At 70.6% G+C, this 14,592-nt stretch carries 13 protein-coding genes; 4 read left to right on the top strand and 9 right to left on the bottom strand.

From position 1 onward, the window contains the following. Positions 1–5: 5 nt before the first annotated feature. Together cpaB and JW613_RS29420 are read right to left on the bottom strand one after the other, a co-directional pair. Positions 6–755, bottom strand: coding sequence for a Flp pilus assembly protein CpaB (cpaB, locus tag JW613_RS29425; protein WP_209213929.1), 750 nt, complete (start codon positions 753–755; stop codon positions 6–8). After that, a complete protein-coding gene (locus tag JW613_RS29420) occupies positions 752–1,705 on the bottom strand; it encodes a hypothetical protein (protein ID WP_209213928.1) in 954 nt (317 codons plus the stop codon). Before JW613_RS29420 ends, cpaB begins: the two co-directional genes overlap by 4 nt. 238 nt (positions 1,706–1,943) lie before the next feature. Here JW613_RS29420 and JW613_RS29415 point away from each other — a divergent pair, with 238 nt between their 5' ends. Then, on the top strand, positions 1,944–2,906 hold the full coding sequence (locus tag JW613_RS29415; RefSeq protein WP_209213927.1) for an RpnC/YadD family protein: 963 nt from the start codon (positions 1,944–1,946) through the stop codon (positions 2,904–2,906). 33 nt (positions 2,907–2,939) lie between these two features. Here the strand turns inward: JW613_RS29415 and JW613_RS29410 are convergent, their stop codons facing one another. After that, positions 2,940–4,247 (bottom strand): Nramp family divalent metal transporter, encoded by a 1,308-nt coding sequence (locus JW613_RS29410; RefSeq protein WP_209213926.1) that lies wholly within the window; start codon positions 4,245–4,247, stop codon positions 2,940–2,942. Between the two features lie 235 nt (positions 4,248–4,482). Between JW613_RS29410 and JW613_RS29405 the strand changes: the two genes are divergently transcribed. Continuing rightward, the gene (locus tag JW613_RS29405) at positions 4,483–5,508 is read left to right on the top strand and encodes a chitinase (RefSeq protein ID WP_209213925.1); all 1,026 of its coding nucleotides are present in this window, start codon (positions 4,483–4,485) and stop codon (positions 5,506–5,508) included. Positions 5,509–5,574: 66 nt separating this feature from the next. On the opposite strand, the gene JW613_RS29400 is transcribed toward JW613_RS29405, so the two are convergent. The 6 genes from JW613_RS29400 to JW613_RS29375 all read right to left on the bottom strand — a co-directional run bounded on the left by JW613_RS29400 (position 5,575) and on the right by JW613_RS29375 (position 11,433). After that, positions 5,575–6,417: a S1 family peptidase gene (locus JW613_RS29400; protein WP_209213924.1), complete on the bottom strand. Its 843-nt coding sequence runs from the start codon at positions 6,415–6,417 to the stop codon at positions 5,575–5,577. 69 nt (positions 6,418–6,486) lie between these two features. Beyond that, entirely contained in the window at positions 6,487–7,341 is an 855-nt protein-coding gene (locus JW613_RS29395) for a S1 family peptidase (RefSeq protein ID WP_209213923.1), read from the bottom strand. Positions 7,342–7,493: 152 nt separating this feature from the next. Further along, complete coding sequence (locus tag JW613_RS29390; protein WP_209213922.1) at positions 7,494–8,957, bottom strand: GntP family permease; 1,464 nt, start codon at positions 8,955–8,957, stop codon at positions 7,494–7,496. 87 nt (positions 8,958–9,044) lie between these two features. After that, a complete protein-coding gene (locus JW613_RS29385; protein ID WP_209213921.1) occupies positions 9,045–9,458 on the bottom strand; it encodes a RidA family protein in 414 nt (137 codons plus the stop codon). Beyond that, entirely contained in the window at positions 9,455–10,249 is a 795-nt protein-coding gene (locus JW613_RS29380; protein ID WP_209213920.1) for an IclR family transcriptional regulator, read from the bottom strand. Before JW613_RS29380 ends, JW613_RS29385 begins: the two co-directional genes overlap by 4 nt. Then, positions 10,246–11,433 carry a sugar kinase gene (locus JW613_RS29375; RefSeq protein WP_209213919.1) on the bottom strand — a complete coding sequence of 396 codons (1,188 nt, stop codon included), beginning with the start codon at positions 11,431–11,433 and terminating at the stop codon, positions 10,246–10,248. The genes JW613_RS29380 and JW613_RS29375 overlap by 4 nt, the downstream gene beginning before the upstream one ends. 197 nt (positions 11,434–11,630) lie before the next feature. Between JW613_RS29375 and JW613_RS29370 the strand changes: the two genes are divergently transcribed. Together JW613_RS29370 and JW613_RS29365 are read left to right on the top strand one after the other, a co-directional pair. Beyond that, positions 11,631–12,959 (top strand): alanine racemase, encoded by a 1,329-nt coding sequence (locus JW613_RS29370; RefSeq protein ID WP_209213918.1) that lies wholly within the window; start codon positions 11,631–11,633, stop codon positions 12,957–12,959. A 14-nt stretch (positions 12,960–12,973) separates the two neighbouring features. Further along, positions 12,974–14,575, top strand: coding sequence for an N-acyl-D-amino-acid deacylase family protein (locus JW613_RS29365; RefSeq protein WP_209213995.1), 1,602 nt, complete (start codon positions 12,974–12,976; stop codon positions 14,573–14,575). The last annotated feature ends 17 nt before the right edge of the window (positions 14,576–14,592 follow it).

Below are 14,592 nucleotides of genomic sequence, written 5' to 3'. Positions count from 1 at the left end.
GGACCTCACTTGTCTCCGGGGAGCGTGTAGATGCGGTCCTCCTCGGGGACCTCGGTGTCGTCACCCGGAGCCACCAGCGCGAGCCGCACATGCTCGGCGAACGACTCGGCGTAGGCGACGCGCTGTGCGTCCTTCGTGGTGAGCGCGAAGGTGATGGGCACACCGTCGCGTTCGCGCTGCCGGGTGCGCTCGTCGCGGTCGCCGCCGTCCTTGAGCGGGGTGAGCTTGCCGACGTCGATGACCTTGGCGCGGCTGACGATGACGCGGGACTCGGACGGTGCCCTGGTCTCCCCCTCGTCCCCGCCCTTGGCGCCGGGTCGCTGCTCGCCCTCGAAGGTGGCGTAGATGTTGACGCGGTTGCCGGGGTTGATCTTCCCGGCGACACCCGTCTCCGCGTCGATCATGATGGCGATCTCCTGCTCGCCCGCCGCGAGTTCGGGCCGCTTCGCCATCATGTCGGACTGCAGCAGCGAACCCTTCTTGAGCGGATTGACGGCGATCTTGCGGCGGATGTCGCTCAGATCGGTGACCGCGGTCTTCGGCAGCCACCGCTCGGGCATGGAGACCTCGGTGAACTGCGAGCTGTCCAGCGACTGGTAGGCGGGCACGTCCTGCTTCAGCTTGTAGGCCGTCGTCTCGTCCCCCACCTTGGACTCCACGTTCCTGACGACGGTCAGCACCCCGGCGAACGCGGCGAGGGCGCACAGGACCGAGAGGGCCAGCAGGAGGACGCCGCGGCGCTGGCGTGAGTTCATGGACGGATACCTCGGGGATCGGCGACGACGGGCTCGCAGGTGGCGGACGGCGGGGGCCCGGCGGGCGGCCCGGACGGCTCGGGTGGAGCCGCCCGGGTGGGCGGGGCGGGCCGGGCAGGTGCGGCGGGCGGCAGCGGTGTGGCGCAGAACGCGCACCGGTCCCCGATGAGTTCGAGACCGCACCCGGGACACACGTCCCGCCGCACCGAGGCCACCAACTGGTAGAGGACCGAGACGTCCGGGATGGCGGCCACGAACTCCGTCAGCCGGGCGGTTCCCCACCAGGCCGCCGAGTCGCGGGGCAGCGGCACCTCGTGCACCTGGCCGACCCGCCAGCGGGCCGGCAGGGTGTGCGTGGCCCAGTCCGAAGCCGGCTGCCCGTGCGCAACGGTCAACTGGGTGGCGAACTGCGGGCCGGTGAGCCCCTTGTCCGCCTCCGGCGTCCCCAGCCGGATCAGCTCGGGCGCGGGCGCTGCGAGCACGGCGAAGCGGGAGCCGGGCAGCCAGGAGCGGGCGTGCGAGGTGACGTCCACCGGCACCCGCTCCAGCTTGGCGACCGAGCCGAGCACGGCACCGGCGTACAGATAGTGGGTCAGCAACCGGGCCGCCGCACCCAGCACCCCGGGGGCGAAGTCGCACAGGGACAGCTGCCGCAGCTGCCGTACGAGCATCCCGGTGGCCAGCGGGGGCAGCTCCACCGGCAGCAGCGCGATGCGCCGGCTCTCCAACAGGGAGCGCACGGTGTGCAGCCGGTGCCGGAAGCGGATGGGGAGGGTGGCCGGATAGACGGTGACGAGGTAGCCGTGCTGTTCGAGGAGGTCCTGCGTCTGCGCCAGCGCGACCGCCAGCGGCTGCTCGTCGGGCGGGGAGAGCACATGGGCGCGCGGCGTGTGCCGGTCGGGCGGGGCGAGCAGATGGTCGGGGCTGGTGACCGCTAACGCCGTAGACATGTTCGCCTCCCCCGGGCCCGCCACCGGCCTACCACACTAGCCATGGCCCCCCACAGCGTGAACCGTTCGCCGAAACGTCCCCTGTTCCCCGAAACCGGGCCAGCGTGACCACTACCCGCCCCGGCCCCACCCCCAACCCCTCGTACGCCCGCTCACTCCAGGAACGCGCGTTCACCCGTCCTGGTGAACGCGCCGGCGTTCCCCCTCCCGTCCACCCCGCTTGTCATATGTTCCCGGCATGGTCACCGCACGCCACGAGGCAGCGCACCGCATCTTCCAAGAACGCCCCGCGCTGCTGGCCCCCACCTTCCGCTTACTGGGCGTCTCCCTACCGGAAAAGCCCCGCGTAGAAGTACTCACACCCGACGTGACCGAGTTGGAGCCCGTGGAACGACGCATCGACAGCGTCCTGCGGCTCTCACCGGAGAAGGGCGGGACGCCACTGCTACTGGCGATCGAGGCGCAGAGTCGTCCCGACCCGCGCAAAGCACGGAACTGGGCCTACTACCTCTCGTTCCTGGAGTCGAAGAACGAGTGCCCGGCCTATCTCCTGGTCGTCTGCCAGGACAAGGCCACCGCCGAGTGGGCCAGTGGCCCCTTCGACCTGGGCACGGACGACTGGAGCCCCCTCACCGTTCGCCCGCTGGTCCTCGGCCCGGGAAACGTGCCCCTGATCGTGGACACGGAAGAAGCGGAAGAAGATCTCACCATGGCCACCTTCGCGGCCATGACACATGGCAAGAGCTCTGACGCCCCGGCCATACTGGAAGCGCTGGCATCGGCGCTCCACCGCACGGACCCCAAGACTCGGAAGTACTACTCGGAACTGCTGGAGGCCGGACTCGGGGACACCCCGACCCGGCAGACCTGGAGGGACCTCATGAAGAACGGCAGCTTCTTCCCCGGGCGCGGCACCCTCGTGGAGGAGACCTTCCTCGAGGGCAAAGCCGCCGGCATCGTCGAGGAACGGGTGCGGTTCATCCTCCGGACGCTGGAGAAGCGGGACATGCCCGTACGAGCGAGTCAGCACGTCCGGATCACTGGGACCGACGACATGACGGCGCTGGCGCACTGGATGGACAAGGTGCTCACCGTCACGGACGTCTCCGAACTCTTCGACGACATCCCGCCGGACGACGATGTGACCGTCTCCAGAGGTACCGTGCCGCTCCCCCTCCCCGACGACGCCGACAAGGGCTGACGGGCTCACCAGGGCGGCCTCACCGAGGCAGGCTCACCAGGGGAGGTCGCGGACCTGTTCGACGCACAGGATGAGGAACAGTACGCAGGAGGCGGCCAGCAGGAGGTTGCTGAGCTTGCCGTTGCGCCACTCGGGCGGGGTTCGGTCGCTGTTGAGCAGCCACAGCAGGGTGGCGGCGAGGAAGGGCATGAAGAAGGCGCCCAGCACGCCGTAGGCGACGACGAGGGCGAAGGGCTGGTCCAGCCAGAGCAGCGTCATCGGGGGGAAGGTCAGCCACAGCAGGTAGCCGCGGAACGGCGTGGAGCGCTCCCGTTCACCACGGGTGAGCGGCGCGACGCCGGTTTCGGCGGTCAGGCCGCGGGCGGCCTTCACCCGCTCCACGAAGTCGGCGAACATCAGGCTCACTCCGTGCCACACGCCCACCAGCGAGGAGAACGAGGCGGCGAAGAAGCCGACCAGGAAGAGGGTGGAGGTCGAGCTGCCGAAGCGCTTCTCCAGGATCTTGTCGAGGTCCAGAAGCCCCTTGTCGCCGGAGGCGAGGGCCAGGTGCGAGCTGTGCAGCAGTTCGGCGCCGACGATCAGCATGGCGACCACGAAGATGCCGGTGGTGATGTAGGCGACGCGGTTGTCGAGCCGCATCATCTTCATCCAGCCGCTGTCGGCCCAGCCCTTGGCGTTGATCCAGTAGCCGTAGGCGGCCATGGTGATGGTTCCGCCGACGCCGCCGATCAGGCCCAGCGTGTAGACCATGGAGCCGGACGGCAGTACCGGGAGGAGCCCGGCGAAGGCGTTGCCCAGATCCGGGCTGACGCGGATCGCGACGTACACCACGACCAGGAACATCACCCCGACGAAGGCCATCATGATCTTCTCGACGATGGCGTAGCGGTTGGTCCAGACGAACAGCAGACCGACCAGCCCGGTGAGGATCGCCCAGGCCTTGAGCGGTAGCACGTCCGGGAAGAGCGCCTGGAGCGGCAGCGCGCTGGAGGACATGGCCGTGGCGCCGTAGACGAAGCCCCAGATGACGACGTACACCGCGAAGTAGACCGTCGTCCAGGTGCCGAGGCTGCGCCAGCCGTCGAAGATGGTGCGGCCGGTGGCCAGGTGCCAGCGGCCGGTGGCCTCGGCGAGGGCGATCTTGACGATGCAGCCGATGACGGCGGCCCACAGCAGTGTGTAGCCGAACTTGCTGCCCGCCACCAGCGTGGCGACCAGGTCCCCGGCGCCGACGCCGGTGGCCGCGACGACGATGCCGGGGCCGATCATCTTCCAACTGGGCTTGCGAACCGGGGGTGCGGCGCCGTCGGCCGTGCCGGGTGTGATGTCCTCCGCTGCCATGACGCCTCCGCCGTACGCGTGCTTCGAGGGTGGACGACCGTGCAGGTCGCAGGCGATGTAACCGTCTGCGGAGGATCAGCACAAGGGGTTGCGGGCCGCGAGGTGTGCCGGTGGGCGACTGCCGGATGCCGCGGGGGCGTTGTCGGATCCCTTGACAACCCTCATTGGTCTGGACCAGGTTGTACGGCGCACCACGCTCCACCAACTTTCCTCTCCCCCCACACCGGAGGCAGTTGTGGCACGTTCCAGACGTCTCTCCTTCCCCCGTGCGCTCGTCGGCCTCGTCGCCTCGGCCCTGGCCGCCGGCGGTCTGTTCGCCCTCGGACCGGCCACCGCGCACGCGCAGCCCTCCACCGGGCCCGGCCCGCGGGTGGGCGCCTCGCAGGTGCCCGCGCACGCGGTCACCGGCTACTGGCAGAACTTCGACAACGGTGCGACCGTCCAGACCCTCGCCGACGTGCAGAACGAGTACGACATCATCGCCGTCGCCTTCGCCGACGCGACCGGTACTCCCGGCCAGGTCGACTTCACGCTCGACCCGGCGCTGAACTACTCCGAGCAGCAGTTCAAGGCGGACATCGCCGCCAAGCAGGCGGAGGGCAAGTCGGTCATCGTCTCCGTCGGCGGCGAGAAGGGTGCCGTCTCGGTCAACAGCGACGCCTCCGCGGACGCCTTCGCCACCAGCATCGTCTCGCTCATGGACGAGTACGGCTTCGACGGTGTCGACATCGACCTGGAGAACGGCCTCAACTCCACCTACATGACCAAGGCCCTCAACGCGATCCACGCGGCCAAGAGCGATGTCGTGGTGACGATGGCGCCGCAGACGATCGATATGCAGTCGCCGCAGAACGAGTACTTCAAGACGGCGCTCAACATCAAGAGCTTCCTGACCGTCGTCAACATGCAGTACTACAACAGCGGCTCGATGAACGGCTGTGACGGCAAGGTGTACTCCGCCGGCACCGTCGACTTCCTCACCGCGCTCGCCTGCGTCCAGATCAAGGGCGGCCTGGACCCCTCCCAGGTCGGCATCGGAACCCCCGCCTCGCCGAGGGCCGCCGGCTCCGGCTACGTCGATCCGGGCGTGGTCAACGACGCGCTGGACTGCCTGGCCAAGGGCACCGGCTGCGGCAGCTTCACGCCCGACGAGAAGTGGCCCGGGATCCGGGGCGCGATGACCTGGTCCACGGCGTGGGACGCCAGCAACGGCAACAAGTGGTCCAGCACGGTGGGCCCGCACGTGCACGCGCTGCCGTAGCCACCGCGCCGTTCCCCGCGCCCCGTCAGGGGTGCGGGGAACGGCTCCCGCTCAGCCGCCGGGCGACTACTTGGCCGGCTCCGGCAACGCGCAGCGCCGCGCGTCGAGGTCGAGCTGGTTGCCGCGGCCGAAGCAGGAGTTGATCAGATAGGTCTGCTGACCGTAGGCGTTCAGATAGCGGACGGTGACCTTGCCGCTCTTGTCCACCTCACACGGGTTGTTGAGCGTGCAGCGCTCCCCGTCCTCGTTGTGGGTGTTGTTGACGCCGACGACCTTGCCGGTGCGGTCGTCGATCACCGGGGAACCGGAGGTGCCGCCCTTGGTCTGGCAGGCCATGGTGTAGCGGATGGAGTCCTTCCAGGTCCAGTCGGCTTCCTTGAGCCGGTGGGCGAACCCGTCGACGGCGCAGCTGAAGGTCTCCTTCCAGTAGCCGGAGACGACGGTGATGTCCCGGCCCTGGCGCGGGTGCTTCGCGTCCAGCTTGAGCGCGTCGATGCCGTACTTCTTCTTGATCTCCTTGTACGTGGAGGTCGTCTCGTACAGGGAGATGTCGGTGTCCGTCATCGTCGCGTACGCGATCTTGTCGGAGTGGATCTTCCCCGCGTCGCTGCCGTCCGCGTTCAGCAGCGTGAAGTCGCGGCTGGTCTTCTTGTTGACGACGACCTCGCCCGCTCCGGGCATGCCCTCCTGCAGGCAGTGGCCGTTGGACAGGACGAGCGCCGGGTCACTGGGCTTGGAGTGCTTGAGCTTGACCACGGAGCCCGAGCAGTTGCTGAGCGCGACCGTGCCCTCGAAGGAGGGGGTGCCCTTGCCGTGGTCGGCGGCCACCGCCGGTGCCGCGGCTATGCCCGCGAGTGCGGCGGCGCCGAACAGCGCCGCCGCGAGCGTACTGACGAGGGGCTTTCTCATGTACTCCTCATTCTTCCGGGTAGTGCGACTGGGATGGAACCGCCCCAACGTCCGTACAGCGATGACGCGTTACGGCTTGGGGAGCGTGCAGCCCGCGCGGTTGAGGTCGATCTTGTTCCCCTCGCCCACGCAGGGCGCGATGATGTAGGTCTGCTGGCCGTAGCCGATCCCCGGGTGGACGGTGACCCGCCCGTTCTCGTCCACCTCGCAGGGGTTGTTGAGCGCGCAGCGCTCGCCGTCCTCGTTGCGCGTGTTGTTGACACCGACGACCTTGCCGGTGGCGTTGTCGATGACGGGAGAGCCGGAAGTGCCGCCCTTGGTCCGGCAGTCCGCCGTGTAGCGGATGGAGTCCTTCATCGTCCAGCCGTCTTCCTTGAGCCGGTACGCGAAGCCGTCGACGGCGCACCCGTACTTCTCTTTCCAGTAGCCGGAGACGACGGTGATGTTCCGGCCCTGGGCGGGGTGGGCCGTCTCCACGTCGAGCGCCTTGACGCCGAACCTCGACTCGATCTCCTGGTAGGTCGAGCGGACTTCGTAGAGCGAGACGTCGGTGTCGGTCATCGTCGCGTAGGCGATCTTGCTGGCGCGGACGGTGCCCGCGTTGCTGCCGTTCGCCTTCAGGAGGGTGAAGGAGCGGCTGGACGGCTGGTCCTTGACGACCTGGCCGGGCCGGGGCATGCCCGTCTCCAGGCAGTGGCCGTTGGACAGGACGAGCGCCCGGTCGCCGGGCCGGGAGTTGGGCATCTTGACGACGGAGCCCGAGCAGTTGCTGAGCGCCACGGTGCCCTCGAAGGAGGGGGCCGCCTGCTTGGCCGGGCCGGGTGCGGGCGCCGGGGCGGCCGCCGCGGGTGCCGCGGAGACGCCGGTGAGCGCCGCGGCACCGAGGAAGGCCGTGGACAGGGAGAGTGCGAGAGGTCTGTTCACAGGTGGGGGTTCCTCTCTTGATACCGAAGGTTCGTTCGGTCTTGACGCCGTGCATTCTTGGGCCAGTTGCCGCCCACCACAAGAGCGCCCCCGGAATCGGGAGAAGAGATTCCGGGGGCGCGACGCACGCGGGCGGCCGAACGGCCGTACGGCTAGACGAAGATGCTCACCACCGCCGCCACCGCGAAGCCGGCGATCGAGAGCACGGACTCCAGCACCGTCCACGACGCGAGCGTGTCCCGCTCGGAGATGCCGAAGTACTTCGAGACCATCCAGAACCCGCCGTCGTTGACGTGCGAGGCGAAGATCGACCCCGCCGAGATCGCCATGATGACCAGCGCGAGGTGCGCCTGCGAGGGGTCGCTCTGGGCCAGCAGCGGCGCCACGATGCCCGCGGTGGTGACGATGGCGACCGTCGCCGAACCCTGCGCCACCCGCAGCACCAGCGAGATCAGATACGCCAGCACGATCACCGGCAGCCCCGCGTCCCCGAACACGTCGGCGAGGGCCTGCGCGACACCGGAGCCCTGCAGGACGGCGCCGAAGACACCACCCGCACCGACGACCAGCAGGATGTTGCCGACCGGCTTGAGCGAGGCGGTGGAGACCGTCTCCAGGGACTTGCGGCTCCAGCCCTGGCGCAGCCCCAGCAGGTAGTACGACAGCAGCAGTGCAATGGTCAGCGCCACGAACGGGTGCCCGACGAACTCGATGACGGAGCGGAGCGTCGAGGGATCCAGCGCGAGGGAGGAGAAGGTGGCCGCCAGAATCAGTATCAGCGGCGTACCGATGATGGTCAGCACCGTTCCGAGGGCGACGGGCCCGGCCTCCCCGTCGGTGCCGAGCGTCCGCTTCTCGGCCGCGACGGCACGCTTGGCCTCCTCAGCGGCCTCCAGCATGTCCTGCGGCACCTCGACGAAGAGCCGGTTGCCGATCCAGGCCGCGTACGCCCAGGCGGCGAGGACGGCGGGGATGCCGCAGACGACGCCCATCAGGATGACCCAGCCCAGTTCCACGTCCAGCAGCCCGGCCGCGGCCACCGGGCCCGGGTGCGGGGGCAGGAACGCGTGCGTCATCGACAGTCCCGCCAGCATCGGCATGCAGTACAGGAGGATCGACTTGCCGCTGCGCTTGGCCGCCGCGTAGATGATGGGCGCCAGCACGAAGATGCCGACGTCGAAGAAGACGGGGATACCGAAGATCAGACCGGTCAGCCCCATGGCGAGCGGCGCGCGCCGCTCGCCGAACAGTCCCAGCAGCCGCGCCGACAGCGCCTCGGCACCGCCGCTGACCTCCAGAATCGCTCCCAGCATGGTGCCCAGACCGATGATGATGGCGACGTGCCCGAGAATGCCGCCCATCCCCGACTCGATCATCGAGACGGCGTCGGACTTCTGGACGGTGCCGAACAGTTCGGTGACGGACAGACCCGCCCCCAGCCCCACCGCGATGGAGACGGCGAGCAGCGCGACGAACGGCTGGAGGCGGACCTTGATGATCAGTACGAGCAGCAGGACGATGCCGAGGGCCGCCACGGTGAGCAGGCCCCCGGTCCCGGGTATGAGCGCGAGCAGGCCGCCCGTATGGGGCGGTGCCGCCTTGTCGGCGAGCAGCATGGGAACTCCGTTGTTCGGTGCTGGGAGGGGGCCCGGACCCTCCCCCGGGCACAGCGGCCCCAGGGGGGAGGGGGGCGGAGGAAGGGCTCAGCCGAGGACGGCGAGCGCGTCGATCTCGACCAGAAGACCGGCGGGAAGGCCGACGTACACCGTCGTACGGGCGGCCGGAGCCTCCTGGAGGGAGGCGAAGTACTCGTTGTAGATCTCGTTGAACTCCGCGAAGTGCGCGGTGTCCGTCAGATAGACGCGAAGCATCATCGCGTCCTCCCAGCTCGCGCCGCCCTCCTTGAGGATGGCCGCCACGTTGGCGAGGGTCTGCAGGGTCTGCTCCCGCAGCCCGGGGCCGACCGGCGTCGGGGCCTGGCCCTCGACCGCGGGACCGAACCCGACCTGCCCGGCGACCTGGAGGATGTTCCCCTTGCGGACGCCGTGCGAGAACTTCGCGGGCGGCGTGGTGTGCGTGGCCGGGGTGAGGGCGGTCTTGGCAAGCTTCTCGCTCATGGTGCGGCTCTCTTGTTTCTCGGTTGCTGTGGTGGGTGCTGGGGGCGGGCCGGTTGTCCCGTGTACTCGGCGCTGATGGCCTCAGCGGTCCGGCGTACGCGGGGCAGCAGGGAAAGGAGTTCGTCGGCGGAGACGACCACGTTCGGCGCGGAGACCGACATGGCCGCCACCACCCGCCCCTCGGCGCCGCGGACGGGCGCCGCGACGCAGTTGATGGACTCCTCGTGGCCACCGAGGTCGGTGGCCCAGCCCTGCTCGCGCACCTTGGCCAGCTCCGCGAGGAACGCGGTGGCGTCGGGCGTCGAGCGGGACGTGTACCGGGGGTAGTCGAGCCGTTCGGCGACGGCGCGCCGTTCCGGCTCGGGCAGATCGGCGAGCAGCAGTTTGGCCACGGCGGCGACGGTGATGGCGACGGGCTTGCCGATGCGCGAGTACATCCGTACCGGGTAGCGGCTCTCGACCTTGTCGATGTAGAGGACCTCGCCCTCCTCGTGGACGGCGAGGTGCACGGTGTGCCCGCAGGCCGCGTTGAGTTCGGCCAGGTGCGGGTGGGCGATCTCGCGGATGTCGAGGTTCTCCATGGCCTGCTGCGCGAGGGCGAACAGCCGGGCGCCGAGCCGGTAGCGCTGGTCGGCCTGGCGGTAGACCATGCCGTGCTCGTGCAGGGTGCGCAGCAGCCGCAGCGCCGTCGACTTGTGCACGTCCAGGCGGGCCGCGACCTGCTCCAGATTGGCGGGTCCCTCGGCCAGTAGCGGCAGAATGCTCAGCGCCCGATCGACGGTCTGACTCATACGGAACGTACCTCCGGCTCCTGTTCGCCGGGCCGGCCGGCCCGCCCGGCGACTGCGGTCTGCGGCCCACCTGCCGTCCAGCCGGGGCCCAGCCGCAGTCTCCCCCAGCTCTCGTCGTCGAGGGCCGCCAGCCGGTCGGCGACCTCGCGGGCCGGCGGCGCTGCGAGGTCGCCGGCATCCGTGAGCGCCGCTGCGGCCATCAGGTGCCCGTGCCGCAGCCGTTCGCGTACCGGCAGCCCGCGCAGGGTCCCGGCCAGGAAGCCGGCGGCGAAGGCGTCGCCCGCGCCCACGGGGGAGACGACATCCACCTTCAGCGCGGGCGCGAAGACGGCGGCAGTTTCCCCGGCGTCCCCGGCGTCCCCGGCGTCCCCGGTGGCCCCGGCGTCCCCGACGAACGCGGTGGCTCCGGCGTCGCCCTGCTTGACGACGAGCACCGAGGGCTCGTGCAGCGCCTCCCGTACGGCCTCCGGGCCTCCCGTCACCCCCCAGGCGGCGGCTGCCTCGTCCTCGCCGACGAAGACGATGTCGCTGTGCCGGGCGAGTTCGTGCAGGACCTCGGCCCCGGAAGTGCCGGGCTCCCCGGGGGCACCGGACCGGGCAGCGGTGCGCCACAGCTCGACGCGGTAGTTGACGTCGAAGGAGACCAGAGGCCGGGGGGTGCCGGTGGGAGTGCGGTCGGAGGTGAGGGCCCGCATCAGCGCGAGGCAGTCGGCGGAGAGGGCCGCGGTGATCCCGGTCAGGTGCAGCACCTGTCCGGCGTGGACGGCACGGGAGGGGACGTTGGCCGGGGACATGGCCGAGGCGGCCGATCCGGCGCGGTAGTAGAGCACTTCGGAGAGTGCGCGGGGGCCGGGCGCGACGCTGTCGGCGCCGGTGGCGCGCTCGCCGTCGGTGCGGAAGTAGATGCCGGTGGGCCGCACGGGGTCGCGTTCGACGACCGTAGTGTCCACGCCGTGCGCGGCGATCTCACGGACCAGGTGGTCGCCGAAGCCGTCGGTGCCCACCCGGCTGACCCAGCGGGCGCGGTGTCCGGCGCGGGCCAGCGTGCAGGCGACGTTCGACTCCGCGCCGCCGATCGCGCGGTCGAAGGAGGGCACGTCGGCGAGGGGTCCCGGGCGGGAGGGCAGGAACGTGACCATGGACTCGCCCAGGCAGACGACGTCGGTGTCGGGGGTGGTGGTCACGACGGGTCCTGCTCCTCGCTGCCGCTCGTACGTCGGCTCATCGGCTGCTGTTCCGGATCGGCAGGTGCCCGGATCCTCGGATGTCCGGTTCCATTGACCGGCCGTTCCGCGGGATGCTAGACAGCGGTAAGCGTCATACGCAATGGACGTTGCAACATATGCAACATCTTCTTCTACGGATCTTCCACGGAGACCGCATGGCAGCCCCCGCCCCCTCCCCCGACCAGGGCAACGACCTAGCTCACGCCGCCACGGCGGCGGTCGCCCGCCTCGCCGACGAGCCCGTCGACCACCGCTTCAAGGGGCTGCCCCTCGACGTCGCCCCGGGCACCACACTCGGCGAGCTGGCCGCCGAGCGCCGCTCCCTGTTCACCGGCGGTTTCAGCACACCGGTCCTCGCGCTGTCGGCCGAGCGCCTGGAGCACAACCTCGTCGCGCTCGCCGACTACTCCGCACGCCACGGCCTCGCCTTCGCGCCGCACGGCAAGACCTCCATGGCGCCGCAGCTGTTCGCCCGCCAGCTCCAGCACGGCGCCTGGGGCATCACACTGGCCGTACCGCACCAGGTGCGGGTGGCCAGGGCACACGGCATCGCTCGGATCTTCCTCGCCAACGAGGTGGTGGACGCGGCGGCGCTGCGCTGGCTCGCCGCCGAGCTCGACGCCGACCCCGACTTCCGCGTCATCTGCTACGTCGACTCCCCGCGCGGTGTCGCCCTCATGGACGAGGCCCTGCGCGCGGCCGGCGCCCGGCGCCGGCTGGAGGTCGTGGTGGAGCTCGGCGCCGGAGACGGCGCACGCACCGGAGCGCGTACCGAGGCCGAGTGCGCCGCCGTCGCCGACGCGGTGGCCGCCACCGGCACGCTGCGGCTGGTGGGCGTCGCGGGCTACGAGGGCGAGGTACCCGACGCCGATCTGGCGGCGGTACGCGGGTGGCTGCGGCGCCTGACCGACCTGGCCGTCGCCTTCGACGCGGAGGGGCGCTTCGCGGGGCTCGACGAGATCGTCGTCAGCGCGGGCGGCAGCGCATGGTTCGACGCGGTCGCCGAGGCCTTCACCGCACTGCCCGAACTGTCGGCCCCCGCCCTCAAGCTGCTGCGCTCGGGCGCCTATGTCTCCCACGACGACGGCCACTACCGCAGGCTGACGCCGTTCAACCGACAGCCCGACGAGGGGGCGCTGCAGGCCGCGTTCACGCTGTGGACACAGGTCGTCTCCCGGCCCGAGCCCGGGCAGGCGTTCCTCAACGCGGGCAAGCGGGACGCCGCCTTCGATCTGGAGCTCCCCGAGGCGCAGTTGGTGCGGGGCACCGGGGCAGGGTCCGTGCGCTCGGCCGCCGGGCTCACCGTGACCGGGCTGAACGACCAGCATGCGCGGCTGCGGGTGGACGAAGGGGTCGATCTGGAGGTCGGCGAGTGGGTGGGCCTGGGGATGTCCCATCCCTGCACCATCTTCGACAAGTGGCAGGTGATCCCCGTCGTCGACGCCGACGGCACGGTCACCGAACTGATCCGTACCTTCTTCTGAGGCCGGTGCCCACCATGGATCTGGTCATCCGCGACGCCCGTGTCATCGACGGGACGGGCGCCCCCGCCTTCCGGGCGGATGTCGTCGTCAGCGAGGGCCGCATCGTACGGCTCTCCCCCGAGGGCGAGCCACGCCCGAGCGGCCCGCGCACCAGCACGGTCGACGCCGACGGCCTCGCCCTGGCGCCGGGCTTCATCGACATGCACGCCCATTCGGACCTGGCCGTCCTACGGGACCCGGAGCACACCGCGAAGGTGGCCCAGGGGGTCACCCTGGAGGTGCTGGGTCAGGACGGGCTCTCCTACGCGCCCGTCGACGAGACCACCCTGGCGGCGATCCGGGAGGCCATCACCGGCTGGAACGGCGACGGCAGCGACATCGACTTCGACTGGCGCACCGTCGGCGGCTATCTGGACCGGATCGACCGGCAGGGCACGGCCGTCAACGCCGCCTATCTGATCCCGCAGGGCAGCGTCCGGATGCTGGCCATGGGCTGGGACGACCGCCCGGCCACCGCGGACGAGCTCGCCACCATGAAGCGCCTGGTCGCCGAGGGGATGGCACAGGGCGCGGTGGGCATGTCGTCAGGACTGACGTACACCCCCGGGATGTTCGCCTCGGACGCGGAGCTGACCGAGCTGTGCCGGGTGGTGGCCGCCTACGACGGCTACTACTGCCCCCACCACCGCTCCTACGGTGCCGGTGCGCTGGAGGCGTACACGGAGATGGTGGCGCTCACCCGCGAGGCGGGCTGCGCGCTCCATCTGGCGCACGCCACCATGAACTTCGGCGTCAACCGGGGCCGGGGGCCCGAGCTGCTGGCCCTTCTCGACGAGGCGCTGGCGCACGGTGCCGACATCACTCTGGACACCTACCCCTACACCCCGGGCTGCACCACGCTGGCCGCCATGCTGCCGAGCTGGGCCAACGAGGGCGGCCCCGAGGCGACGCTGGCGCGGCTGGCCGACCCCGCGACGGCGGCCCGGATCCGGCACGTCATGGAGGTGGAGGGCGCCGACGGCTGCCACGGGGTGCCGATCGAGTGGGACACCATCGAGATCTCCGGCGTCAGCCATGACGCGCTGGCCGACCATGTGGGCCGTACGGTCGCTCAGTCCGCGGCGCTGCGCGGCGAGGAGCCGTGGGAGACGGCGCTGCGGCTGCTGACCGAGGACCGGCTCGGCTCGACGATCCTGCAGCACGTCGGCCACGAGGAGAACGTGCGGGCCATCATGCGGCACCGGGTGCACACCGGCGGCAGCGACGGCATCCTCCAGGGCGCCAAGCCCCACCCGCGGGCCTACGGCACCTTTCCGCAGTACCTGGGCCGGTATGTACGTGAGTTGGGCGTTCTCTCCCTGGAGGAGTGCGTCGCCCACCTCACCGGCCGCCCGGCGGCCCGCCTCCGCCTCCCCGACCGGGGCGTGGTACGCGAGGGGTACGTGGCGGACCTGGTGCTCTTCGACCCGGAGACGGTCGCGGCCACGGCCACGTTCGCCGAGCCCCGCTCCCTCCCGGCCGGCATCCCCTACGTCTTCGTCGCCGGTCAGCCGGTCATCGAGGAGGGCCGCCGCACCGACGCCCTGCCGGGCCGGGCGATCCGTCGCACGGAGTGAGGCGTGAGGCGTGAGGG

The organism is Streptomyces smyrnaeus (assembly GCF_017676345.1).
Lineage (GTDB): Bacteria > Actinomycetota > Actinomycetes > Streptomycetales > Streptomycetaceae > Streptomyces > Streptomyces smyrnaeus.
The sequence above is the reverse complement of the archived record's forward strand: the minus strand, read 5'-3'. Positions and strand labels throughout refer to the sequence as shown.

Coding starts and splice junctions, on each gene's coding strand:
- cpaB (WP_209213929.1), bottom strand. CDS start 755: ATGAACTCACGCCAGCGCCGCGGCGTCCTCCTGCTGGCCCTCTCGGTC.
- JW613_RS29420 (WP_209213928.1), bottom strand. CDS start 1,705: ATGTCTACGGCGTTAGCGGTCACCAGCCCCGACCATCTGCTCGCCCCG.
- JW613_RS29415 (WP_209213927.1), top strand. CDS start 1,944: ATGGTCACCGCACGCCACGAGGCAGCGCACCGCATCTTCCAAGAACGC.
- JW613_RS29410 (WP_209213926.1), bottom strand. CDS start 4,247: ATGGCAGCGGAGGACATCACACCCGGCACGGCCGACGGCGCCGCACCC.
- JW613_RS29400 (WP_209213924.1), bottom strand. CDS start 6,417: ATGAGAAAGCCCCTCGTCAGTACGCTCGCGGCGGCGCTGTTCGGCGCC.
- JW613_RS29390 (WP_209213922.1), bottom strand. CDS start 8,957: ATGCTGCTCGCCGACAAGGCGGCACCGCCCCATACGGGCGGCCTGCTC.
- JW613_RS29385 (WP_209213921.1), bottom strand. CDS start 9,458: ATGAGCGAGAAGCTTGCCAAGACCGCCCTCACCCCGGCCACGCACACC.
- JW613_RS29380 (WP_209213920.1), bottom strand. CDS start 10,249: ATGAGTCAGACCGTCGATCGGGCGCTGAGCATTCTGCCGCTACTGGCC.
- JW613_RS29370 (WP_209213918.1), top strand. CDS start 11,631: ATGGCAGCCCCCGCCCCCTCCCCCGACCAGGGCAACGACCTAGCTCAC.
- JW613_RS29365 (WP_209213995.1), top strand. CDS start 12,974: ATGGATCTGGTCATCCGCGACGCCCGTGTCATCGACGGGACGGGCGCC.